At 58.7% G+C, this 22571-nt stretch carries 21 protein-coding genes and 3 pseudogenes; 16 read left to right on the forward strand and 8 right to left on the reverse strand.

The genetic code is table 11. From position 1 onward, the window contains the following. The first annotated feature begins 143 nt into the window (after window positions 1-143). From ACFSQT_RS02075 to ACFSQT_RS02115, 9 genes and pseudogenes are all read left to right on the forward strand, one after another. Window positions 144-1172 carry a DGQHR domain-containing protein gene (locus tag ACFSQT_RS02075; RefSeq protein ID WP_379016791.1) on the forward strand — a complete coding sequence of 343 codons (1029 nt, stop codon included), beginning with the start codon at window positions 144-146 and terminating at the stop codon, window positions 1170-1172. After that, window positions 1165-2793 (forward strand): radical SAM protein, encoded by a 1629-nt coding sequence (locus tag ACFSQT_RS02080; RefSeq protein WP_379016793.1) that lies wholly within the window; start codon window positions 1165-1167, stop codon window positions 2791-2793. The genes ACFSQT_RS02075 and ACFSQT_RS02080 overlap by 8 nt, the downstream gene beginning before the upstream one ends. Continuing rightward, the gene (locus tag ACFSQT_RS02085) at window positions 2790-4367 is read left to right on the forward strand and encodes an ATP-binding protein (RefSeq protein ID WP_379016794.1); all 1578 of its coding nucleotides are present in this window, start codon (window positions 2790-2792) and stop codon (window positions 4365-4367) included. The genes ACFSQT_RS02080 and ACFSQT_RS02085 overlap by 4 nt, the downstream gene beginning before the upstream one ends. A 487-nt stretch (window positions 4368-4854) precedes the next feature. Continuing rightward, window positions 4855-5295, forward strand: coding sequence for a hypothetical protein (locus tag ACFSQT_RS02090; RefSeq protein ID WP_379016795.1), 441 nt, complete (start codon window positions 4855-4857; stop codon window positions 5293-5295). 297 nt (window positions 5296-5592) lie between these two features. Next, window positions 5593-7404 carry a PIN-like domain-containing protein gene (locus tag ACFSQT_RS02095; protein ID WP_379016796.1) on the forward strand — a complete coding sequence of 604 codons (1812 nt, stop codon included), beginning with the start codon at window positions 5593-5595 and terminating at the stop codon, window positions 7402-7404. Further along, entirely contained in the window at window positions 7397-8959 is a 1563-nt protein-coding gene (locus ACFSQT_RS02100; protein WP_379016797.1) for an ATP-binding protein, read from the forward strand. Before ACFSQT_RS02095 ends, ACFSQT_RS02100 begins: the two co-directional genes overlap by 8 nt. A gap of 306 nt (window positions 8960-9265) precedes the next feature. Continuing rightward, window positions 9266-9514 (forward strand): annotated as a pseudogene (locus ACFSQT_RS02105) (IS6 family transposase); the annotation flags it as partial. A 532-nt stretch (window positions 9515-10046) separates the two neighbouring features. Next, window positions 10047-11306: a group II intron reverse transcriptase/maturase gene (gene ltrA, locus ACFSQT_RS02110; RefSeq protein ID WP_379016682.1), complete on the forward strand. Its 1260-nt coding sequence runs from the start codon at window positions 10047-10049 to the stop codon at window positions 11304-11306. A 62-nt stretch (window positions 11307-11368) separates the two neighbouring features. Continuing rightward, window positions 11369-11807 (forward strand): annotated as a pseudogene (locus tag ACFSQT_RS02115) (IS6 family transposase); the annotation flags it as partial. A gap of 313 nt (window positions 11808-12120) precedes the next feature. Here ACFSQT_RS02115 and scpB read toward each other — a convergent pair. Then, entirely contained in the window at window positions 12121-12690 is a 570-nt protein-coding gene (gene scpB / locus ACFSQT_RS02120; protein ID WP_379016798.1) for an SMC-Scp complex subunit ScpB, read from the reverse strand. Window positions 12691-13089: 399 nt separating this feature from the next. Here scpB and ACFSQT_RS02125 point away from each other — a divergent pair, with 399 nt between their 5' ends. Further along, complete coding sequence (locus ACFSQT_RS02125) at window positions 13090-13284, forward strand: hypothetical protein (RefSeq protein WP_379016892.1); 195 nt, start codon at window positions 13090-13092, stop codon at window positions 13282-13284. A gap of 96 nt (window positions 13285-13380) precedes the next feature. Here the strand turns inward: ACFSQT_RS02125 and ACFSQT_RS02130 are convergent. The 3 genes and pseudogenes from ACFSQT_RS02130 to ACFSQT_RS02140 all read right to left on the reverse strand — a co-directional run. After that, window positions 13381-13734, reverse strand: a pseudogene (locus tag ACFSQT_RS02130) (TniQ family protein); the annotation flags it as partial. Further along, a complete protein-coding gene (locus tag ACFSQT_RS02135; protein ID WP_379016799.1) occupies window positions 13731-14612 on the reverse strand; it encodes a TniB family NTP-binding protein in 882 nt (293 codons plus the stop codon). The pseudogene ACFSQT_RS02130 and the gene ACFSQT_RS02135, both read right to left, overlap by 4 nt. Before the next feature lie 5 nt (window positions 14613-14617). After that, the gene (locus tag ACFSQT_RS02140) at window positions 14618-16222 is read right to left on the reverse strand and encodes a Mu transposase C-terminal domain-containing protein (RefSeq protein WP_379016800.1); all 1605 of its coding nucleotides are present in this window, start codon (window positions 16220-16222) and stop codon (window positions 14618-14620) included. Between the two features lie 231 nt (window positions 16223-16453). Here ACFSQT_RS02140 and ACFSQT_RS02145 point away from each other — a divergent pair, with 231 nt between their 5' ends. Next, window positions 16454-16822, forward strand: coding sequence for a hypothetical protein (locus ACFSQT_RS02145; RefSeq protein ID WP_379016801.1), 369 nt, complete (start codon window positions 16454-16456; stop codon window positions 16820-16822). A 179-nt stretch (window positions 16823-17001) separates the two neighbouring features. Here the strand turns inward: ACFSQT_RS02145 and ACFSQT_RS02150 are convergent, their stop codons facing one another. Beyond that, on the reverse strand, window positions 17002-17343 hold the full coding sequence (locus tag ACFSQT_RS02150) for a hypothetical protein (RefSeq protein WP_379016770.1): 342 nt from the start codon (window positions 17341-17343) through the stop codon (window positions 17002-17004). A gap of 262 nt (window positions 17344-17605) precedes the next feature. Between ACFSQT_RS02150 and ACFSQT_RS02155 the strand changes: the two genes are divergently transcribed. The 3 genes from ACFSQT_RS02155 (at window position 17606) to ACFSQT_RS02165 (ending at window position 18951) form a co-directional block, all read left to right on the forward strand. Beyond that, the gene (locus ACFSQT_RS02155; RefSeq protein ID WP_379016772.1) at window positions 17606-17935 is read left to right on the forward strand and encodes a hypothetical protein; all 330 of its coding nucleotides are present in this window, start codon (window positions 17606-17608) and stop codon (window positions 17933-17935) included. A gap of 85 nt (window positions 17936-18020) precedes the next feature. Continuing rightward, window positions 18021-18473 carry a helix-turn-helix domain-containing protein gene (locus ACFSQT_RS02160; RefSeq protein ID WP_120018550.1) on the forward strand — a complete coding sequence of 151 codons (453 nt, stop codon included), beginning with the start codon at window positions 18021-18023 and terminating at the stop codon, window positions 18471-18473. A 112-nt stretch (window positions 18474-18585) separates the two neighbouring features. After that, entirely contained in the window at window positions 18586-18951 is a 366-nt protein-coding gene (locus ACFSQT_RS02165; RefSeq protein ID WP_379016773.1) for a hypothetical protein, read from the forward strand. Window positions 18952-18993: 42 nt separating this feature from the next. On the opposite strand, the gene ACFSQT_RS02170 is transcribed toward ACFSQT_RS02165, so the two are convergent. Genes ACFSQT_RS02170 through ACFSQT_RS02180 form a run of 3 tightly spaced genes read right to left on the reverse strand, consistent with a single transcriptional unit; the run spans window position 18994 to window position 21049 of the window. Next, on the reverse strand, window positions 18994-19740 hold the full coding sequence (locus ACFSQT_RS02170) for a hypothetical protein (RefSeq protein ID WP_379016775.1): 747 nt from the start codon (window positions 19738-19740) through the stop codon (window positions 18994-18996). Then, window positions 19713-20399, reverse strand: a complete 687-nt coding sequence (locus ACFSQT_RS02175) for a hypothetical protein (protein ID WP_379016776.1) — start codon at window positions 20397-20399, stop codon at window positions 19713-19715. The genes ACFSQT_RS02170 and ACFSQT_RS02175 overlap by 28 nt, the downstream gene beginning before the upstream one ends. A 59-nt stretch (window positions 20400-20458) precedes the next feature. Then, entirely contained in the window at window positions 20459-21049 is a 591-nt protein-coding gene (locus ACFSQT_RS02180; RefSeq protein WP_379016777.1) for a hypothetical protein, read from the reverse strand. Window positions 21050-21116: 67 nt separating this feature from the next. On the opposite strand from ACFSQT_RS02180, the gene ACFSQT_RS02185 reads away from it, so the two are divergent. Further along, window positions 21117-22187, forward strand: coding sequence for an acyltransferase family protein (locus ACFSQT_RS02185; RefSeq protein WP_379016802.1), 1071 nt, complete (start codon window positions 21117-21119; stop codon window positions 22185-22187). Next, entirely contained in the window at window positions 22184-22450 is a 267-nt protein-coding gene (locus ACFSQT_RS02190) for a hypothetical protein (protein ID WP_379016803.1), read from the forward strand. Before ACFSQT_RS02185 ends, ACFSQT_RS02190 begins: the two co-directional genes overlap by 4 nt. Window positions 22451-22571: the final 121 nt, after the last annotated feature.

The following is a 22571-nucleotide window of genomic DNA, read 5'->3' on the forward strand; positions in this document are numbered from 1 at the left end:
GAGCGAACTTTTAGGGCGGAATAGCAAAACGGCTTGTTAGATTGCCGCAAAAGTTGCCGTGCAGACAAATTCCGCCTTGACCTGCAGTTCCAGACTGCAGAATGTGCAGTCTGGAACTGCAATTTTGTCGTCGGATTCGCAGAGTGACATCCGCTATTGTTATCGACTGTCTGAAAGGCCAATCGGCGCATAGGCCTGTTTTGCTCGGCTTCGCGCCGGCAGACGTTCTTTATCGCTTGAGCTTTGCCGACATCCTCGATGAGGATAGCCGCCGCGGGTATCAACGTCCTTTCAACGACCGTCACAGCCAGGACTTTCGGCGCTACATCAAGGAGCCCGAGAGTTCGACGATCCCGCTGACGCTGAACCTGCGGCCGGCCTTAAATGACGAATGGCGGATCGACGAGCTTCCGGATGGTCGCATTCGCCTGGAGATCTCGGCCGGCGCCCAGAAGATCATGGCACAGGTCGACTGCCAGCACCGCCTCGGTCACCTGGGCGACCTGCCGATTCCCCTCCCGTTCATGTGCTTTATCGAGCTTTCCGAGCGCGAGGAGATGGAGGTCTTCAGCATCATCAACAGCAAAGCCAAGGGACTGAGCACCAGTCTGCTCGACTACCACGAAGCCCAACTTGCCGAGGATCTGGCCCTCGAACGTCCCGAGCTTTTCATTGCATTCAGGCTGAACAACCAAGAAGACTCGCCGTGGCATCGGCGCCTGAACCTTGGCGGCAAGACGACCTCCGGCCTGAAAAGGATCGTTTCGCTGCGAATGATGCAGCAAGCCATCCATGCATTCCTGAAGGCGACCAAACTGTCTTCGAAGGGCTCGGTCGAGGAAGCGCTGCGTATCGTGCTGGATTTCTGGCGTGCGGTTGGCGTGGTGCTCCCGCAGGAGTGGGCCAATCCACGCAAGCATATGCTGACAAAGGGTGTGGGGGTCTATGCGCTTTTTCGCATCGCGGCGGATATTGTCAACGAATGCCGCGACGCTGGACGATCATGTGACAAGCGGGCGTTCATCACCGCACTTTCTGATTTTGCCGGAACGATCGATTGGTCCACCTCGGGCCCCCTCAGGGGCTTCGGCGGCCAAGGCGGCGTCAAGCAGGCGGTAGAATTTATTCGCGAAGTTCGAAAGCGCGCTCGTTATAAGGTGGTCAATGGCTAACAAGAATATTCTGCTGATCGAGCCCGGCTACAAGAACAAGTACCCACCGCTCGGCCTGATGAAAATTGCCCAATATCATGGACCGCGGGGGAAACGAGATCGCGTCCGATTCATCAAAGGGGAAGATCGCTCAGTTCTGAACCAGGCGTGGGACCGAATTTACATCACAACCCTTTTCTCTTTCGAGTACCCGAAGATTGCGCAGACGATCGATTTCGCATTGGAGGTCGCCAACGGTCAAGCCGACAAAGTTTTCGTCGGCGGGATTGCCGCCTCATTGATGCACGAGCGCTTCATTGAGGAGAGACGCTGGCAGGGCATACGGTTTATCAAGGGGCTGCTCTCGGATCCGCCGGCTGTTGCGCTCCAGTTGGATGAGTTTTCAGAGGAGCTTTATGCCGAGGACACCGAGGGCCGCCCGATCGAGGATATGGTCCCCGACTACGGCATCCTCGATCAGATCGACTACAAGTATCCGGTCCGTGATGCCTACTTCGCGTACACCTCCCGCGGCTGTATTCGAAAATGTCACTTCTGCGGAGTGCCAAAGCTCGAGGGCGCGCAGCGGGACACAGAGTCACTGACGGCGCTCATCAAGGCCATCGACGCGCTCTACGGTCCAAAAAAGGACTTGACCCTTATGGACAACAATGTCGTCGCAAGCCCGCGCTTCAAGGAGATCATCGCCGAAATCCGCGATCTCGGGTTCACGCCAGGCGCCAAGCTCCAGCGCGAAGGGATGCGGGTGCCTGTCCAGCGCCGGGTCGACTTTAATCAGGGTGTTGATGCCCGGATCCTCTGCAAAGATCCCATGTATCTGCGCGAACTGGCGACCATCTGCCTCAAGCCGCTGAGGATCGCGTTTGACCATCTCGGTGTGAGGAAGCCGTACGAACAGGCGGTGCGGTACGCCGCCGAATACGGCCTCACCGAGCTCTCGAACTACATGCTCTATAACTTCCATGACAACCCTGCGGACTTGTTTGAGCGGATGCGGCTCAACGTGACTCTCAACGAGGAGTTGGGCGTGCGCATCTGGTCGTTTCCAATGCGCTTCCAGCCGACCGACCGGCCCGATCGTGGTCACATCGGCAGCAAGTGGACCCGTTACCAGCTCCGCTCGATGCAGCTCATCCTGCAGGCGACCCACGGCATCGTCAGCGGCGAACCCACCTTTTTTAAGCGGGCCTTCGGCAACACGTTCGAGGAGTACGAGCGTATCCTGGCTCTCCCGCACGACTTCATCTTCAATCGCGATTGGTACGAACGTTTCGATCCCGAGGAGCGGCTCGCTGCGTACCGGGCCGAGTTCAACAGGCTCGATGGCTATGAAAGGCGCGAGCTGCTGGAGTTACTGTCGTCGTGCGATCCTCGACAGTTTGCGGGGCTGGCGGAGCAGGCCACAACTGCGGCACTGAAGCGGGTTCTTCGCTTCTACGTGCCAGTGCCTAAAGACGAACTGTTTGCAATTTGGGCGAAGCAGAAGGAGCTTACCAGGGGCGAGCCAACTGCCGAAACAGGTCTGGCGGAGGATGAACGGGTCGAGGACGCAGGCCTTGACCATGAAGAGGAGCCCTCGCCGGTCTGCAAATCGAAGACGCATGAAGGGATCGCCGCATGAACGCGACGGCTGCAATCAAGCTCGCCCGGGCGGCGTTAACAAGTCGCGGGACGGCCGAACGCCACGAGTTGCCGGAGATCGTAATCGGCAAGGATGTTCTCGAGCTCGTCTCGAGCGCGATGTACGTCGACCCTATGACCGTGTACCGCGAGTACATTCAAAACGCAGCTGACGCGGTCGACGCGGCCAAGCTCGCTGGCCAGCTCGCTGCCAGCGAGGTTGGCCGCGTCGAGATTTCGGTCGAGCCTGGTAGCAGGACGGTCCGAATTCGAGACAACGGCTGCGGCGTTCCTTTCCAGGAATTCGGTCGCAAGTTGACCGCACTTGGTGGCAGTGCCAAGCGAGGGACACCGGCCCGTGGATTTCGCGGCGTAGGCCGGCTCGCAGGGCTCGCATATGCGCAGGAGCTGATCTTCCGTTCGCGCGTTCCGGGTGAGGCCAAAATTTCCGAACTGCGTTGGGATTGCCGCCAACTGAAGGTAGCTCTGCGCGCATTGGAAGAGGATACAGGTATCGCGGAGCTGATCCGCCAAGTGACCACGCTGCAACGCGTCGAAATCTCCGACGCACCGGAGCGATTTTTCGAAGTTGAAATGAGGGGCATTGTCCGGCTGCGGAACGATCGCTTGATGAGCCCGATGGCGATTGGCGACTATCTGAGCCAGGTCGCTCCCCTGCCGTTCTCCCCCGATTTCCGTTTCGGCGGGCAAATGACCGAGGCACTTTCGCATCATCTCGATCTAAGTGTGCTCGACATTCGAATCGACGCCGCCGAAGAGCCGCTCTATCGTCCGCACCGCGACCGGTTTGTATTGGACAATAAGGCGGATATCACGTTCGATGACGTGACCTTTATCGAGATCCCTGGCATCGATGGCGACGCCGCGGCGGTCGGCTGGGTCATGCATCACGAGTACGAAGGGGCGGTGCCGACCGGGACGCTCCTGAAAGGTCTTCGGCTTCGCGCGGGCAACGTCCAAGTCGGCGACCACACCCTTCTTGAGGATCTGTTTCCAGAACCACGATTCAACGTTTGGTCGGTAGGCGAAGTACATGTGCTCGACAGGAAGGTCGTCCCGAATGGCCGGCGCGATCACTTCGAACAGAACGCGCACTACAACAATCTATTGAATCACCTGACGCCAACCGCGCGAGACATCGCTCGGCGCTGTCGGACAAGTTCGGTACGCAGAAAATGGGCGCGGGAATTCGAGCTGCAGGCTCAATCAGCCGAGGACACGCTGTCGGTTATCAACCAAGGTGGTGTCAGCAGGGCGGAACGGGAACGCCTCGCGCTCGTGACAGACCAAACACTGCTGCATCTATCCAAGGTAGCAGGGATGGACGTACTGAAAGACGAAGCTCATATGCGAGCCGCCGTGATAGAGAGAATTCGTGTTCGACTTGGCGAATTAATGGATGACGTTTCCCCGATCGAAACTCCTCTAATGCGCCTCCCGCCGGAGCAGCGGGCGATTTACCAGAAATTTTTCGATCTTGTATATGAATGCTCTGCAAATCGCGTTGCAGCCAAGTCTTTAATTGATCGAATAATGATGCGTCTTGAGAATTAGAGAGATCAGCGGCGTCGGCTTCGCCACGTCCAGGGTCAGCCTATTCGCGATTGCATCGTTAAGCTCTGAGCGCCAGCAGTTGCAAATGGCAGTGTGGAAGCCTGCTTCTCGAACCGTCTAAGCAAGCGTCTCGGCACACCCTTTGCTAGTGTTGCCGCTGCTCAGGTCAAGAATGTCAGCGAACCAGATGAATGCAATTTCTCCTATCTGTGTAATCTGCGCCGAACGGCCGACCGTACGCTCTCACGTCCTGCCTCGGGCGCTTTTCCACGACTCAAAGCGCCCGAGGCGGACCATCATCATGGGGGGTCTCGAGGACGGCTATCGCGTAACCCAGTCGGGAAAACTGGATGAAGGTATCCTCTGCGAACGGCACGAGCGTCGGACCGGGCTTGCCGATGGCTATGGGATTGCCTTCTGCCGATCATGGCGGAGCCTAGCCACCGGCCAACACGGACCTGTGCTGCTCCCAAATCCGCAGCCGGCATTGCTGGTCGACTTCATCCTCACATGCATATGGCGCATGGCCGCATCGAGAACCCGCGGGCGGCCCGGGCATGCGCTTGGCCACTACGCGGACCTTATCGAAGGTAGGCTGTTCGGACCCGGTGAAGGCTGCGACCCCGCAGTGTTCATCGAGAGCTTCGAGATCGATGACGGAGAAGGTGCGCCGCTTGTGATTGCAGTCCTGCCGTCTCCCGCGAATGCAGATCGGGGCTCGTGGCATTTCATTGTAAGCGGTCTCCGGTTCGTCGTCGACTTCACCGGACTGTTTGGAATTGGGTTGGAGCGCGCGAACTCGCTCGCGTTCGTGTCAATTGATCGGGGAGCGCTCCGTTCGGTCGACGAGGTCGATGGACTGCGCCAGAGTTTAGAGCGCATGAGTCTGCCAAGACGACGGCCGTCCTCAGCAAAGCCCGGCTTCTGATCAATTCCGCATCTATTGATCAGGCCCTGCTTTGCCGTTGTGCCCGACTAAGTACCGCGCTAGTTTGTCGCCAGAGTTGTAAAGGTTCCCGCGAAGTATAATCGGCGGGAGCAGCGCGGACGGGGGGAAGCTCTGAAAGTCGAGAAGAAGGTGCGCGCGTTGGCTGCAATGCGACGTCGCGCTGGCGGGACCCTCCCGGGTGCCCCTAGACGTGGACGATTTGAGAACCGCAGCGCCTGTCTCCAGCTTCCCCTCGACTCCGAGGATATGGGGGGTTTCGCGAGGCGGGTGGATCTTATGATTCGACTGCCAGGCAGCCATATCTACATAGACACATCCTTTCTGATGTGGATGTTCAAGATCGGCCCTGAATCGCGCGAAGAATTCTCGGCCTGGCTGAAGCAGGTCTGCGGTGATCGGATTTCGGTTCCCACTTGGTCTACACACGAACTGTACCGGCACCATGTCGAGAAGCGACTGCCCACCGATGTCGAAGAGCATATCAAAAAGCTCAACGGCCTGGTCGGTGAATCCTTCTCCATGTTCTGGACATTGTTCGACGAGCCACTGGGCGGAGCGCCAAGTGTTGGCCATCAACGCGACCAGGCGCGTGACGCCCTGCGGTCCGTCCGTACCTTGACCGATCGCGCCGCCGCATGGTCGGCAAACTACGACCGCAACGCGCGCGAGGTCATCGATTTCGCCAATCGCTATGCGTTAAAGGGCGGAGCGCTTTTCGATCAGTTCACCTCCCTCGAAGGGCTCTCGGCAGCGCGATATACCGGGAGGGTTCCTCCGGGTTTTCAGGATAAGCACAAAAAGGAAAAGGTGACCGGGACCGATGACGGTAACGAGGCCGTCGTAGGCAGCAACCGCTGGGGTGACCTCATCTTCTGGCAGGAGGTACTAGAGCACGCCCGTGCCAATCGGGTCCGCAACGTGATTATCCTGACCAAAGATGTGAAGAACGACTGGCGAATGGCCGGTACGCTGCCGGTTAGGGCCGCGGACGAATCCAACGGTCCAGGCGTCCAACCACCACATCCCATGCTTAGCTTTGAGGCTGCCCGTACCGCGGGCGTACAGGAACTCGTCCTGCTCGATCAGAGTCGGCTGTCGGAGGTCATGAAAGTAGCATCGCCCGAGCGGACGGCCAAGTTTGTCGCCACGGCGCGTCCGCCGGCATTGCCCCCGCCGAAAACGGACGCGGAAATCAGAAGCGAGGCGATAGAGCGAGAACTCCAGGAGCGCGCAAAAATCAATGCTGGGATCGCACGTGCGAGTAATTTGCGATTCATGGACCCAGATGGGATGACTGTTTCGAAAGCGATCCTGCTAAAGGCGGTCTACGGGACGCGCGAGGGCGTTGACGTCGATGCGCAGCTCACAGCATTCGAGGAGAGCATCCGCCACGCTCTTGCCTCTGGCCAGATTGTCGACATAGTGAATGCAGAAGCTGTGGCGGCGCTCCGGGGGAAGGGCCTTGTCGGCTTTGCAAGACGGCTTGTATCCCTTTCTGGCGATGATCAACAACGTGTCGCTGCAGCCAACGATCTGGCCGAAGCATTGAAGGGGCTGCCCCCGGTGACGGCCACATTCCTTTACATGGGACTGCTGGCGGGCACCTATCTTGATGACCGTAATCAGTTCCTAGCGTCTCCTCGCCCCGCCGTTGCGCAAAAATTGTTCGCCCTTCAGCACCTTCCGATAGCGAGCCTGCCGATCCAGGACGTTGCGACAAGGGCATCCAAAGCGAGTCATGTTCCGCTCTATCTTCCCTCGGTCGATCGGCCGCCGATCGCCGTAGAGTTCAAAATCGACACTGACCTGGATCGCGAGAACGCGCTACGCTCCTTGTGGATTGGTGACCAAGACCTGCTGATCGACGTTCAGTCGGACGCGGCTCTGCAGCTTTCGCAGCGCATAGGAGATGTTGCGCTGACACCCGCACTAGTCCTTGATCACGTCGCGGATCTGTATGTCCTGCCGCGGGGCCAGCTTGCTGCGGCAGGAAATATTATCGCAGCCTACAGCTTTGACGAGCACATAGGATTCCGCACTCCTCAGGACGTCCGGCGGGAGATCTCGCAAGGAGAAGCAAATGGCTGATTTTCGCCCCGTTAAGATCGAACCGTATTTTGGGGGTTTTGTCCTCGAGACACTGACAATCGGGATGTACGAGGAGACTCGTAACGCGATCCGCGAATATATTCAAAACAGCTTCGACTCGATCCAGCGTGCCATCACCAAACTTCATCACCTAAAACTCGGCGAGGGTCTCATTCGCATCATCTATGATGCTGATGGGCAGGGGGTCCGAATCCGTGACAATGGTGCGGGGCTTCCCGCCACCAACGCCGTCCAAACCCTTGTATCGATCGGCGCCTCGTCGAAGGACTTCATCAACGATGCTGGATTCCGCGGCATCGGCCGGCTCGCCGGGGTGGCTTTTTGCGACACGCTGACATTCACAACCAAGGCAAACCGGGAACCTCTGCTCACAGAAGTCATCTTCGACGCAAAGAAGATGCGGGTGATGATGTCACCAAGCCAAGGCAGTAAGTACAAGGCTCATGACATCCTCGAAGCCTGTGTCGAGGGGCGCCAGCATGACGTCACCGCCGGTGATCCGGCTTTTTTCGAGGTGAGCATGCGATCGCTGGTGGAGCCGCCCCTTGAGCTCACCTCGCCAGAGCACATGGAGTTGTTCGCGTCTCAGGTCTCACCGGTGAACTATCGCAGCGACTTTAAACTGGCCGCATCGATCCGCGAGAAGGCCCAGAGTTCGCCCGTGCCGATTGAAACCGTCCGTATCCAGATCGAGGAGCCGAGCAAAGCTCCTACAGAGGTGTTCAAGCCTTACACCGCCAAGTTCGAGATCGAGGGTGCGGATTCCAAAGTCGAGCTGGCCGAGCACAAATTCTACGAGTCACCCAGCAAGAAGTGGTGGGCGTGGATCGGGAAGAAAGACGTTCCGGGTTCGTATGTCGACGCTGAGGTACGCGGCATCCGCGTGCGGACGAAGAACATCCAGATTGACGGTACGGCGCTCGTCCGTGAGATATTCCAGCGTCAAAACAAGTCCAACGGCCGGTACCAGGACTGGTTTATTGGCGAGATCTTCGTCGATCCAAAAGCCGTGGTACCAAATGCTCGCCGTGATGGCTTTGAGGACACGAAAGCATGGAAGACGATCCGGGATGAGATTGGCGGTAGCATTTGCAAAGACGCTGGAACTTGGGCGCAGGAGGTCTCCAATCAGGGTCAGCTCACGCTCCAAAAGTTGACCGAGAAGACCGACAGGATGGCGAGTGAGGTGGAGTCGCTGCGCCGGAACGACTTCCGAAACGGTGACAAAACGCTCATCATCTCGGCCCAGGTTACCAAGCTACAGGGCGAGGTCGGACGCGCGGCCAAAAATGCCGATGCTGCCACACTCACCTCCCTCCAAGCGATCGGCTCGCGCCTCGTCGACATGAAAACCGAGGCGATGGGCAAGCTTCCCGGAACGACGGTCGACGTCGATCGCGACAAGATCGAGAACGAGGCACGCGACACGCTTCTCGGGGAACTGATGGGGCTGTTCGAGCAGAACCTCTCGTTGCAATGTTTGACCAACGTGCGCGAGATCGTTCGGCGCGAGTATGATTGGCCGCGAATCTAACGCCGAGACCGTGCGAAATCAGGGCACGCCTTTGCGTGACCCGACGCGTTGCTCGTAGCTAGGCTCCCATTTCGCCTGCGGTCGCTGACCGGTAGCTTCTCCTTCGTCATCAGTCCGGCGTCCTCCAACGCCTCGAACTCCGGCTGGTTTGGCAACGTACGAGCCCGAACTCCTGAGGGGGGCTTGTCACGTTATCTGAGATAGATCGGATTAAGGCCGCTGCTGCAGAATTCAGGCGAGCGTTCCGGTCATGGGGCGATGTCACGGTAACTGCTTGTCAGGTATCGCGGCGATAGACGCACTGGCATGAACGCGTCTGCCATCAACTACAAGCGCCATCGTTTCCCGCCTGAGGTCATCGCCCATGCGGTGTGGCTCTATTTTCGGTTTCCGCTGAGCCTGCGCTTGGTCGAGGAAATGCTGCTGGCGCGCGGCATTGTCGTTTCCTACGAGACGATCCGCCGGTGGGGAAAGAAATTCGGGCCCGACTACGCGCGTCGCCTTCACCGCAAGCAGCCCAGCCGGAACGACATCTGGCACCTGGACGAGGGTGTGCCGCGAGGCGCCCGCAGTAATGTGGGAGCCGAGCTGCACGGAAGATGAGGGTAAGGCCCCTCGAAGCCGACCGTCAGGGGTAGGCTTCAAACCACTGCAAGCTGCGACGGTAAAGAGCCGTGGTGGTGAGCGTTGCAGAAAAGGCGGGCTTTAGTCCGTCAGGTGAGGTTTAGAGAGACGAGCGCAAGCGAACCGCTGATGACGTGTCGAAAAGTGCAAGATGATGTCGAAACCGGGAGGAATTCGTTAGCCCGGGACGAGTCTGGGGGGCGACCTGATTTCTGCCCAGGCGACATCCGGCATGAAGGCGGCGTGACTCTTAACCAGGCTTTCGTGTGGAACGCGGGAACCTGTCGCCCCGATGTCAAGGGAGAAACCCAAGCAGGCGGCCCCTGCGAGGGTGAGATTACCGAAGCGGGGCACAGGGGCGGAGCAGCCCGTAGTAGTGCTGAAGGTCCTGTAATGGGGCTGGAGCGAAGGGGATGCGTTGTTCAGCTCTGGAGCGAGGACAACCGGCGACGGGAGGATCCTCGTGGATAGAGCAAAGTCGTATACGATCCCGAAAAGAGAGGTGTGGGAAGCATATAAGAGGGTTAGAGCCAACCAAGGAGCGGCTGGTATTGACGGCCAGACGATTGCGGACTTTGAGGCTGATCTTACGAACAACCTGTACAAGCTCTGGAATCGGCTGGCGTCGGGCAGCTACTTTCCGCCGCCGGTGCGGCGGGTCGACATACCCAAGAGCGATGGGAAGACGCGTCCGCTGGGCATACCCACGGTCGCCGATCGCATTGCGCAGATGGTGGTCAAACGCCGTCTGGAACCAACGGTGGAGCCTAAATTCCATCCGGATTCCTATGGATATCGGCCCGGCAAATCGGCGCTCGATGCGATCGGCGTGGCGCGACGGCGATGCTGGCGTTACGACTGGGTTCTTGATCTTGATATCAAGACCTTCTTCGATAGCATCGAACCGGACCTGCTGATGCGGGCTGTGCGCAAGCACACCGATTGCCCGTGGGCGCTTCTCTACATCGAGCGATGGCTGGAAGCGCCAGTGCAGATGCCGGACGGAAGTCTCGTCGCCAGAGAACGAGGAACGCCACAGGGCGGGGTGATCAGCCCCCTCTTGGCAAACCTCTTTCTTCACTACGCGTTTGACATGTGGATGTGTCGGAATTTCCCGGACATTCCGTTTGAACGCTATGCTGACGACGCGATCTGTCATTGCCGGACCGAGGACCAGGCGATGGCGCTTCGGCGAGCCTTGGACGCGCGTCTTACTGACTGCGGGCTGACGCTTCATCCTGACAAGACTAAAATTGTCTACTGCAGGGATGAAAGTCGGCGAGGTACTCACACGGTCCACAAGTTCGACTTTCTCGGCTACACGTTCAGGCCGAGACTGGTGAGCAAGAGGGCCGGGGGCATGGGTGTTTCATTCGGTCCTGCGGCCAGTCCGACGGCGCTCAAAGCGATCCGGGGCACTATTCGTAGTTGGTCCCTGCATCTGCGCAGTGACAAGGCTCTTGATGATCTGGCGCGGATGTTCAACTCGTACATTCGCGGCTGGATCAACTATTATGGACGGTTCTGTCCTTCGGCTCTCCAACCCACCCTTTGGAACATCGAACGATACTTGGCTCGATGGGCTTCGGGAAAGTACAAGTCCTTGCGGGGGCACAAGCGGAGATCCCGACATTGGCTTCTGCGCATCGCGCAACGCCAACCTCGGCTGTTCGCCCATTGGCCTCTGCTGCATGGATACGGCCGGACAATGGGAGCCGGATGATGCGAGAGTATCACGTCCGGTTCTGAGAGAGCGCGGGGGTGCAACTCCCCCGCGCCACTCGCCTGGTCATCACCATCGCCGGCAGACAGCACTGGTTGTGGCGGGCGGTCGATCAGGACGGCTGTGTAATTGATGAGATCGTCCAGAACCGGCGCAACACCAAGGCGGCAAAGCGATTGCTGATCCGGCTCCTCAGAAAGCAGGGTCTCACGCCGAAGCGGATGGTCACCGACAAGCTGCGTTCCTACGGCGCCGCACGCCGCCAGATCATGCCGAACGTCGAACATCCGCGCCGAGAATTCGCATGTGCCGTTGCGAAAGCGGGAGCGCATGATGCAGGGGTTCCGATCACCGGGATCGCTGCAACGTTTCGTCTCGATCTTCTCTGCCCTCAGAAATCTCTTCGTCCCACCTCGCATCAAACGCTCGGCAGCTGCCATTCACCTCCACCGCCTCCAGGCCATGGCGGCGTGGAAGACCATGACCGGAACGCTCGCCTGAATTCTGCAGCAGCGGCCTTAATCCGATCTATCTCAGATAACGTGACAAGCCCCCTCACGAGACTACTTTCGATTGCGCTCGCCTACGCGGTTGGGGAGTCGGCAGATATTGCTCACGACCCGAATGACTCTGCTGCTTGAGCCCGCGCGCTCGAACCGGCGAGAAAACGTTGACGTCGCCCCTCAAAAGAGGGTCGTTGCAACTGTCCCCAGTATTAGTGTGGAACGCGGCTGAACGAGACAAGTCGCTCGGTCTGGTCTGGCTGTAGCTATCGCTGCTCCATCAGATATCGTATGGGGATTCACGAACAGCGCTAATCGGCCTCCCCCTCGACCAGCCCCGCCGGTATATCCCCGGCCAGCAGTTTTTCCTTCGACAGCAACCCGGCGTCCTCCAGCGCCTCGAAATCCGGCAGGTCGCGCAGCGTGTCGAGCCCGAACTCCAGCAGGAAATTTTTTGTCGTGACGTAAGTATAGGGCGCGCCCGGCGTCGGGCTACGCGGACCGGACGCGATCAGGCCGGCACCGCGCAGATGGCCCATCAGGTCGCGGGAAATCTCTTTCCCAAAAAACGACGACAGCTCGGCACGCGTGATCGGCTGGAAATAGGCGATGCACATCAGCACCAACACTTCGGGCTGCGACAGGTCGGACGCCTTTTCATTGCTGCCTACAGCGGCGCGGATGGCGTCGGCATAGACCGGCCGGGTCAAATGTTTCCAACCGCCGGCGACGGCGACGAGGTCATAGGGCCGGCCGCGCAGCTCTTCGCGAATGTCGTCGATGAGGAGATCGATGCTGCAGCCTTTGCCGACGACGCGCGCCAGCGCCTCGCGACCGATCGGCTCGCTGGCTGCGAAGATCGTCGCTTCGACGCGGTGCATCCACTCGCGCCAGCGTGCCTCCGGCGGCAGATGATCCAACTCCCGGTCAAACAGCTGGTCGGGTGATCGACGGTCTTCTGACTGGCTGTCGTACTGCAGTTAAATGTGAGATTGCGGCAACTTCTGCAGAAAATTGCGCTTAATGATGAGAATCGATGCGCTTGAGTCTCAATTCAGCTGCAGTGGCTGCGAGGTTCTCGAGCTGCCGGCGCCGATTGCAGCGAACCGCGTATAATGGGCGCCAAGCGTTTGGCGCTTGAGTTCGGACACTAGCGCCGGACCTTCCCGGTGGACGATTGAGATGCCAGCGAGCAGTGCTATGCGGAGTGCGATCGGCAAGATGGGTCTTGCAATCGTAGGTCTAGGAAGTCCCTGTTCCGCTACAAGCTCATCAAAACCTTGAACGACGGCACCAAGGATGGTGGAGTGGTCTATCAATGCATCATGGCGAAAGGGCTTTGGGCACCGCCTGATGAGCAGCAATCGGGCGATATCGATTGGCGATATCCGACCGGCAGATGCTTCCCTCAGCGACTGACCGATGAGCCGCTCGCCGTGGAGGGCATCTTCCCAAAGATCCTCGAACGGCGATGACGGGCTTACCAGAGCAGATATTCCCTCCCTCTTGTCATGCTGCCGTTGTCTGCAAACGGGACAGGTTATCCGCCAACCCTCGATCCAGCTTCGCTGTACCGCAGTTGCCGCGCCTTGCCACCTGTTTTGCTCGGCACAGGCGGTGCAGCGTTGAATGGCGCATGGCGCTACGAGCCGCGCCGCCGATTTTGGGAATCCAGACGTGGTCATTGCCAGGATTGCCGTAGATTGGGTTCGAAACAGCCTCGCAATGTGGCCGGCGGCGGTTGGCCCCAGCTTTGTATCGGATTGCCGCAATGACGTTGCCTCCGGAATGGCATGGCGAAACATTATCAGCGGTGAGACGCCGTAGAAATCGGCATGGCGCGTGATCCATGACGACAGGAGCTCATCCGGGACAGGTTTGAGAATGACAGGAAGCGGCTTCGTGTCGCCGAGGTCTCGGATCATGCGTAAGCTGTTTCTGCGCTAACTGGCGGGCACCAACTTTCCACCGCTTCATCCGTGATGTGCTCTGTGCCGCTCTCAATCGAATCGGCCGCCAGGCTCGTGATCGCGTGGAAAATATTTGCAGTGATGCCGCCGCTGATCTGCAGAATTCGGCGCAGAGATTTCGGCGTGAGCACCGTCGGTCGGCGAAGCGGCAAATTCCGCAAAATGGACGAGACCAGCGCTTCGAACTGTTCGTTGGCCGCCCACCTATTCAAGGTCAACTCGCCGAACCGGCGAGCAAGCTGTACGTCGCCGCTTATCGCCTCGCGGGCTTCGATGACGCCGAAGCAAACCAGGGAGATCTGAAGCCGATTGCTGAGAAATCGTAGCGTGTTCAGCACGACCCGCTGTTCGCGGTACGAGCCGGCGAGAATGTTATGTATTTCATCGATCACGAGGACCTGGACGCCGACGGTTTTCAGAAGTCGCAACGCCGCTTGCTCCATATGCACGATGTCGGCGCGGGGTGCCTGTGGTGCGCCCAGCGCAGCCAGAATCTCGGCATATAAACGGCGCTCACCTGGCTTCCCGGTCATCTCGATTGCCAGCACCGGTATAGCCTGAACGCCGGTCGTCGGATCAAAGCATGAGGGATTATTATCACAGAATTTCTCCAGGATCATCGTCTTGCCCATGCCACTGTCGCCGTAGATGGCCACCGAAGGCATGCGAGTGCCGCGAGGATGATCGACCAGTAGGTTGAGACGATCGAGCGCCTGCTTGGCGCGCGGATAAAAAATCCAGCGGCGGGCCTGGATTGCGCGAACGCGCAGAACGTCGGGCTCGCTGAGGAGGTCTTTGGCCGCTTGCGTCAGATGGATGTTATCCGTGGTCAAGGGGCTCAATCCAGATCTTCGACGGAGGGAACAGGTTTGCTCGAATCGACACCGCGAAGCGAGCCCAGTTCGTCGTCATCCACATTCGATTTCGGAAGCTGCTGACGCCCTCGTGTCTTATGTTTCGCTTGCTGGATAAGTTCTCGCTGCGAAAGCGCTGTACGAATAAGGACGTGCATGTCGATTTCGCGTTTGCCCTGGGCGTTGAGTTTGCGCCGGGCTGCCTGCGCCTCCCACAATGTAATCGGCGCGAGCGTCACATCGGCATAGCGCGCCTCTACAAAGCTGCCTGAGTGACGTTTAACAAAAACGCGCGACAGATCGCGGGGGTCGTATTTCACAATCAGGCGGGCTTTGGCCCGTCCAATGTCGCCGGATAGAGCGGGCGACCAGTAGCGAATGTTGAAAAGATGGATGCCGGTCGGGCGCAACGTTCTCTCCGCCTCCGGCAGGAAGGAGATCCAGAATTGCATTCGATCGTTCGGCAGGCGCAACACCAACTCACTCTCGTGCTGGCGCCAGACCGCAATCGGTGGTCGACGGAGTGCGCCATGGATAGCATGATGGTACTGCCCGACGATCTCGAGTGCGAGGTAGCGCTCAAGCTCTCGGAGTGTCAGTGCAGCATGGCGTTTGGCATCATACTCGCGCCGTTCCTCGATGTTGCTGGAGGTCGATCCCGGCAGCAGGTGAACCGCGCCCATCTGCGTGCCAATCAATCGTTCGATGTGGCCGCCGAAATGGGGAGTCCCCGGCGGCCGCCAATCGATCTTTATGCCATTGTCCCGGCAAGCGCGTTCGAATGCATGACTTCGAAAGTCAGAGCCGTTGTCGACATGTATCGTTCCTGGCAGTCCGGCCACAGGCCACGCTTCATGGATGCCCCTCTCCTGCAGCCACGTGGTCTTGTCGAATACGGAGTGCAGTATGCATAGGCTTGTCGATAATCGCGAGGGCGCCTCCATGGTAAGATAGAGGCCCGTCACCATCCGAGAAAAGATGTCCAATGCCAGTGTCAGCCAGGGCCGTCCGAGCGGCTGACGCGTGTCTTCGTCGACAACGAATACGTCGACTTTGGTATGATCGACTTGAACGAGCTCAAGCGGCCGCGACGCCGAAAGAGTTCCCGGCGTGGCCGTTGTTGCTTTTACGACCTCGCTCTCGCCGCGCTTACGTCCCCTCACCTGAAGATCGATCTCTTCAACGCGGGATTTGATGGTGCGCCAATTTGGGGGAGCGAGGCCCGCCGCGGTGCAGTCGATTTGGACCTCGCGAACCAACCGAGCGAAGGATGGGCGTGTCGGTTTGAGATAAAAGCCTTCAATCGTCCGACGCACGAGGGCTTCTCGATCTTTGTCGAGGGCACGATGTCCCTGGCGCCGACCGCGCTTTCGGTCCATCAGTGAACTTACAGTGCCACCTGCTCGAAACAGCTTGATCATCCGGTAGAGGGTGGCCCGGCTGAGGTCCAGTTCCCATGCCAGATCCGCTACGGCCTGACCGTTCAGGCTTTTTGGATAGCGCTCCACGAGCTTGCGAATAGCCTCTTCGCGCCGGCACGCCTCATTCCAGCGCGAGCGCTCGCGGCTATCATCGGTATCGTCGTTCATGCTGCCCGCGAACAATTCAAGCTAAACGTTAGGCAGTCTGAATCTCACATTAACTGCAGCGAGCCAAGTGCGAATCTCAAATTAACTGCAAATTCTCATTTTAAGTACAAGACTAAGCCCTTGATATCATTACGCCGAGGAGTCTCATTATTAAATGCAGCGCGACAGCGAGGCACGTATTTCACAAATAGGGCAGGGGGGCATGTCGATTGCGGGGAGGCAAGCCTTGCAATGCTCGTCTCTCTCATTCGGGATCTCAAACCTCAATGCTACACGGCCGCCTGGCAGGCCGCGACCAAAACGCGCTTCGTCGTTTGCGTCGCGCAGCCTACTTCAGGATCCGCGGCCGGTTCTCGCATCGATCTCGGCACGGCGCTGATCTCGACCGGCTGGGCGTTCGCGGCTGTCACTCCGAACGGCGCTCCGGTCCATGCTCCCTATATCGTCGCGCAGGAGGTCGCTAAAAAGCAGCACCTTGGCCTGTGGCAGTTTGCCGACGTGCCCGATCCGAATGCCATCATCCTCCGCGATATCCGAAACGCATCTAACCAGGCTGGTCAGTCTTCGAATCCGCCTGCAAATCCGCCTGCAAATCGATAACCGGTCCCCGGCGCGTTGGATCATACTGTACATTCTGCTGAGGCCATTGGAACTCGGGACGTCGCCTTGCGCAAAGGCGTCTAATCATTTGCGTTACCGTATCAGGCAGATCGCAGACCTGATGAAACAGGCGGACGGTCTGTGCGCATGATTGAGCGGTTGCTGGCGCGTTGGGACTGTTAGAGTTTGAAGCGGCCAAGGCGCCGATCGTTGAGGCGGTACTGCCAGATGAGGTTCGGATCCTTGGGGTTGACGCCGGATGTCGACCAAGGGGAGCGATCGGGCTTTGCAGCGTCATGTAAAGGAAGATCGTCATCACAGCGCGACAGCTGTAACGAGGAGGGAAGACGATAACGTCCGAGTTTGCGCGTCAGAAACGCGATGACACAGACGGCGGCGAGGGACAGGATCAAGAAAGCAGTGGAAAAGCTGAGCATGCGAAGGCCGGCTTCCTGATCGGGCAGAGCGAAGAAAGCGAGCACGCCGCCGGCGAAAATTGCGAACGCGAACCTCATGAACATGAGAGAGAACCTACTATTTCGATGTTGATCATTATAATATCACAGATCGGTCGTCATTATAATGATCAATGGAGATAGGATGGCCCCTCGTGGGTCAAGCGTCCTTCGACGGCGGGCGGCATGGCGCCGCTTTTGGCGGTACCGGCTTCAGACTGCGGCGGATTACCTGTCGCCTTTTCCAGTTCGAACAGGGAGAGAGATTGGATCCCTCGCCGACTCCGCGGGGCCAAGCCTTGCGGTCCGTTTTAAGCGTAGTCGGCAAATGGCGAATCGTGAGCTGCGCAGCCGCCTGATATCGTTACATAGCCGGGAAATCATCCACGCTCTTGAAAACAGCGGCGTCGAGGTTTCGCTTATGGTCGACCTGAACCAGGTCATTCAAAATGGTATGGGGCAACAATTGCAGGGCCTGCCTGCCGCGGGGCCAGAGAACAGGGTTGTCCCGGATGATCATTTAATTATTCATTTTCAACAGGGGCATGCAGATCGAAATGCTATCGTGTTTGGAATGATTTTAGCGGCGGCCAAAAGCTATACGCCGTCACTTTGCGGGAGTATGGGGACGATGCGCGACACTTTAATAGGCCAATGAGTCATCGTTTCGGCTAACAGCCTGAGCACTAGACATTTTACAAAAAATGGCCGTCATATTCCGACCGATAAGCAGGAGTGCAACCGTGCCGATATTTAAAAACAAGACAGAAGACAGCGATGGTTGGCTTTCGATCCTGCTCGCGCTGCGACTTCGCCAAATCGAGAACGAGTACCCGGACTATGCGAGTTTTGCCGACGCTACGGGGCTATCGCGCGGCACGCTCTACCAGTTGCGGACGGGGAAGGGGAACCCGACATTCGTCACCCTGGAGCGGCTGGCACGGCATCTGAAGGTGCCGGTGTGGACGCTCGTTGGTCGGACTGGTGACGACGACAGCGTGAAGCGGGACATCGAGACGTTCGGCTTCAACTTCAACGAGATTGCCCGGCATATCGAGGCCACGCGTGCTGTGAAGCGCTCGATGACGGAGTTCAGTGGTGTACCTTCTTTGAAAGAGGCAGTCAGCCCCGCTGGGGCAACCTCCGAGAAGAAGCGGCTGCCTCCGGCCAAAAAGGGACGCAGGACAAGCCAGTAGCATACAAGAAAAGTAGAAGCTGCTAAACTACCAGCGTAGATTCATTTGCTACGATAGGCAGAAAATATATTTTATATTTCTTTGACTCGCTTCAGGAAATCCGCCAGCGTCGATGCAATGGCATTATTTTGCTGAAGGGTCCACGATGCAAGCGAATATCTGGCAAGTCGCAGGAGACGACGCGCTTTATAGGGAGGCGGCAGCGTTCGTCGATTGCCACCCGAAACCATGGGTGGAAGAGGTTTCGGAATTTCTGCGGAAGAAAGGCAAGCCCGAGGCGATCACGTTGGTGATCGGACAGTTCATCGTGGCGGCTCTGTTCGAAGGACGATACGCGGATCTGCTGTACTGGTCGCTGGTTGCGGCCGAAGTGAACTGCGTTGTGATGGAGCAATGGCCTGATGATGTGCGCCAGGAGCTGGCGAGCCATCTGAAACGGGGATTTGGAAAGCTCTCGTCGCGAAATCTCTCCCATTGAAGGCGGCGGGCCGACGGCGTGGCCTTCAACGGGAAGATGGGGTTACACCTGACCAGAGGCGACATTGATATCGTTGCCGGTCGGGCCTGGAGCGGCAGAGGCGAGTTTTGTGTCGCCTCCTGTATTGAAATCCCCCGGCCCCAGGCACGCGGCCGTGTCACCTTCTTGGCAGCTGGCGTCGGCCATGGAGCGTGCGTTCTTCGCCATATCGCAGATCGTTGTCCCGTTGATATCGGAGAATCCGCTACAGCGGCCTGAGCGAACCATCTGCTGGCAATTGCCAGTCCCCAATTGAATACAAGCCGCAATAAATGAGCCATCGACCTTCTGACCGTCGAAGGTCCCCATCTGGATGAGCTGCTTGACGGGCGCGGAGTTATAGCCGTCGTTTGTAAGCTTGGCCCAGGTGTCGACCTGAAACTGGAGGGATTGGCAGCCAAACTCGGAACGCGACATGCCTGCGTAGTTTTTGATGTTGGTGTTGTTCAGCTGGAAAATGCCGGTGCAGCAAGAGCCATTGTAGACGCCTTTGTTGCCGCCGGATTCGAAGCGACCGAGGCCACCAAGGCTGCACGATGTGGTTTTCAGCTCGTCGTGCAGGGACGAATTCTTCACGGCATCTGTGATGTCCTGTGCGGAGTAGTCGGTGCGCTCGCAATATTGTGCGCCGGCATATGCTGCCGTCACCGAATTGCAGACTAGAAGGCCGGCCGCAAGGACGCTGCTGAGTTTGGAATAGAGACGATACATAGGAATGCGCCTCATGGAAGCTTGGCGCTGGTTGTGCATCGAGACCACTCCTTGCCGCCGACGAATGAACGAAAATGGATCTCTTTGGCGTTCGCTTGGACGTCGATTTCGGTTCGATCGTTACGATTGGCCTGGGGTCTATCGTCATCGGACAGATCGACGTAGCAGGCTTCCGCGCGTGCAACGATTTTGCCGCTGTCTGGATCAATGATGCGCGCCTCGCATAGGTCAGGCTCTATGGAAGAGCTGGCGTTGTTTGCGCCAGTCTCGCATTCGCGGGTCGAGGCGATCGAGACGATGAAGGTATGCGATCTGACTTTGATGGGCTTTGACAGGATATCGAGTGGCGGTATCTGCCCGGCCGGAATGGTTCTGTGCAGCTCGTCACGCCAATAGGCGGCATTCGAGGCGATGATATCGGACCATGCGGTCTGTATGGCCGGCTGCGCGTCTGTGGTCGTGAGCGACTGGTAGCCTAGAGGCTCCCATGCGTGTGCGGAGATGGCAGACATGGGGATAATCGCGAGGGCGGCAAGCGTGGACATGGTAAACCTCCTGACACCGCCGTGGCCGCCGCCAGGAGCCCCGGTCAAGGCCGCGCATCGCGGGTCGTGAGGGAAGCCTTGATCCGCTGGCGCTGGCGATGGCCGGTGGCAGGCTGGTGTACTGAATAAGGTCAGGTTTTCCATGTCGATCATGGTTGCGCTCCTTCCGAGTATCGAGGTTGCCGGAAACACACCGGGCATCGCGACTTCCCCTAGGGTTGCGGGACAGGGACCCGGAATTGGCATTCCGGGGCGATTTCACCTTGGAATACGATGCCGGCGCGAATGCTTTTGGCCTGAACATCATATGCACCCATCGCACCATTCCGAGCGAGGTCGGGGCGGACGTTGTTCGGTTGCGCGCCATATTCGATGAAACAGCCGGAGCCAGCGTCAGCGACCGTTGATCGGCCGTTCTGGTAGATCGCCAAGCGCATGGGGCATCGTTTCAGCGTGGCATTGCCGACAGGATCGGTGCGGATCGGCGAGCAGCCGGTGAGCGTGTGCAGGACCGAGAGGACGACGGTTTTGGTCGGGCTGCGAACGACGATGTGACTCTCGGAAGCCGGCGCGTTGGCGACCGCAAAGCGCGTATCGCCTTTGGCCGCGTAGGCGTCGTTGTTCTTCTTCAGTCGGTCGGCCCATAGGGAGGCGTAGGGCACAGCCTCCGAGTTCGGGAGCTCGAGATCGGCGTAGGCGACGGCGCGCCAGGCGTTCGGATCATGCGTGAGCGACTGAGCCGAAGCGTCGGGCGCCAATTTAAGGGCAGCCGCGACTGCGATAAATGTCAGGCGTCCATGCATTCCTTGCCTCGCTTTTATACCCTATGATTAAATCAATGTTGTGATGATTGTCGAGCGTGATATTCGGATGAGACAAGAAGCCCGGCTATCGGGGCTGGATGAATTGCGAGGCCTTGCGATCGGGCTGGTGGTGCTGTCGCATGTCGGGCCGGTCTTCGGAGAAGGCGGGACGGCCGCGGCTCTGCTGTTTGCGCCGGCATGGGGCGTCGGGGTCGACCTGTTCTTTGTGATTTCCGGCCTGGTGGTGGAACGCTCATTGCGAAGCCTGCGCCGCGAGCGGGGAGCGCTCGAGGCGGCCTTCGCCTTCTATGTCAGGCGTGCTATGCGGATCGTGCCGCTGGCCTGGTGCGTCGGCGCCATCCTCTCAATCGGGTTGATCCTCCCGGGAAGCGGCGTTGAGCCTGCAGACGCGAAGGCGGCATTCGCCTTCATCTCGAATGCGCATTGGGCGCCCTGTTTCGGAGGCGCCACAGGATGCGGGAACGCCTTTGCGTTTGGGCCATTCTGGTCGATCGCCGCCGAAATGCAATTTTATCTACTGGCTCCGCTCCTGATGTTCTTGCTACCGCGGCGGGCGCTCGTCGCGCTAGCCAGACTCGTTCTCGTGGTCGGGACGTTCACGCTGCGGCCATGGGGCGGGACGCTTTGGACGTTCCGCATCGATGCAATCGCGGTCGGGCTGGCGATCGGAGCAACCATGGGCACAAGCGCATGGCCATGGCTGGCGGAAAACCTGCTGGCGATCGGTAACATGGAAACGGCGTTCTGGATGACGGTCGGGGCCTTCATGCTGGCGATCTTGCCGCCGGCGACGCATGGCGTGGCGACTGCCGCACTGGCGCTGACGTGCGGGTGGATCGTGACAAGGGCGACCTTGCGGAATGGTTCTGTGAACTGGCCAGGGCGGATTCTGCGCCGCCTAGGAGACATTTCTTATGCGCTCTATCTGATCCATCTGCCGGTGCTGGCGCTGTTCAACTGGTCCGTTGGCCAATTCCTGGGCGCTCCAGCGACGGCAACGTTCTCGATCGCGATTGCGATCGGGCTGTCTCATGTACTGACAGCGGCGATCGGAGATCCGCTCCGCCAGCTTGGCCGCCAATGGTCAAATCGAACAGTCCGGGAGGTGTCGCCGTGACGGAAGAAAATCGTCAGTGGTCGCTTGGTGGTGAAGATGTCAATCAAATTCCGCGAGGAGCGAGGGCGCTGGCGGAGCAGCTATTGACCGAGACCGACGGCGATGCCGTGGCAGCGCTCGTCGCGGCATGCTGCGTCATTGGAGCCATGCGCTCGGCGGTATCGAGGGGTATGGTGCGCAACGGATCGCCGTCAGGGATCAATATCGCGCAAGTGCTGGACGTGTTCGTACGAAACGAGCCCCAGCAGAAGAGCAGAGCCTAACCGATAGATGACCTCGACCGTGAAGTAGCGGCGATGTTGGGAGGCTGTGCGGCCTGCCGCTCGCTCCCCCAGAATGCTGAACGCACGATACCAGAAGAATCTTCGTGGGCGACCGTCAGCA

Origin of the sequence: Mesorhizobium calcicola (assembly GCF_042682105.1) — a bacterium.
GTDB lineage: Bacteria > Pseudomonadota > Alphaproteobacteria > Rhizobiales > Rhizobiaceae > Mesorhizobium > Mesorhizobium calcicola.

Excerpts from the sequence above, each read along its gene's own strand:
- ACFSQT_RS02080 (WP_379016793.1), top strand. The coding sequence starts at position 1,165 with ATGGCTAACAAGAATATTCTGCTGATCGAGCCCGGCTACAAGAACAAG.
- ACFSQT_RS02085 (WP_379016794.1), top strand. The coding sequence starts at position 2,790 with ATGAACGCGACGGCTGCAATCAAGCTCGCCCGGGCGGCGTTAACAAGT.
- ACFSQT_RS02095 (WP_379016796.1), top strand. The coding sequence starts at position 5,593 with ATGATTCGACTGCCAGGCAGCCATATCTACATAGACACATCCTTTCTG.
- ACFSQT_RS02100 (WP_379016797.1), top strand. The coding sequence starts at position 7,397 with ATGGCTGATTTTCGCCCCGTTAAGATCGAACCGTATTTTGGGGGTTTT.
- scpB (WP_379016798.1), bottom strand. The coding sequence starts at position 12,690 with ATGCACCGCGTCGAAGCGACGATCTTCGCAGCCAGCGAGCCGATCGGT.
- ACFSQT_RS02140 (WP_379016800.1), bottom strand. The coding sequence starts at position 16,222 with ATGAACGACGATACCGATGATAGCCGCGAGCGCTCGCGCTGGAATGAG.
- ACFSQT_RS02145 (WP_379016801.1), top strand. The coding sequence starts at position 16,454 with ATGCTCGTCTCTCTCATTCGGGATCTCAAACCTCAATGCTACACGGCC.
- ACFSQT_RS02150 (WP_379016770.1), bottom strand. The coding sequence starts at position 17,343 with ATGTTCATGAGGTTCGCGTTCGCAATTTTCGCCGGCGGCGTGCTCGCT.
- ACFSQT_RS02155 (WP_379016772.1), top strand. The coding sequence starts at position 17,606 with ATGGCGAATCGTGAGCTGCGCAGCCGCCTGATATCGTTACATAGCCGG.
- ACFSQT_RS02165 (WP_379016773.1), top strand. The coding sequence starts at position 18,586 with ATGCAATGGCATTATTTTGCTGAAGGGTCCACGATGCAAGCGAATATC.
- ACFSQT_RS02170 (WP_379016775.1), bottom strand. The coding sequence starts at position 19,740 with ATGCACAACCAGCGCCAAGCTTCCATGAGGCGCATTCCTATGTATCGT.
- ACFSQT_RS02175 (WP_379016776.1), bottom strand. The coding sequence starts at position 20,399 with ATGATCGACATGGAAAACCTGACCTTATTCAGTACACCAGCCTGCCAC.
- ACFSQT_RS02180 (WP_379016777.1), bottom strand. The coding sequence starts at position 21,049 with ATGCATGGACGCCTGACATTTATCGCAGTCGCGGCTGCCCTTAAATTG.
- ACFSQT_RS02185 (WP_379016802.1), top strand. The coding sequence starts at position 21,117 with ATGAGACAAGAAGCCCGGCTATCGGGGCTGGATGAATTGCGAGGCCTT.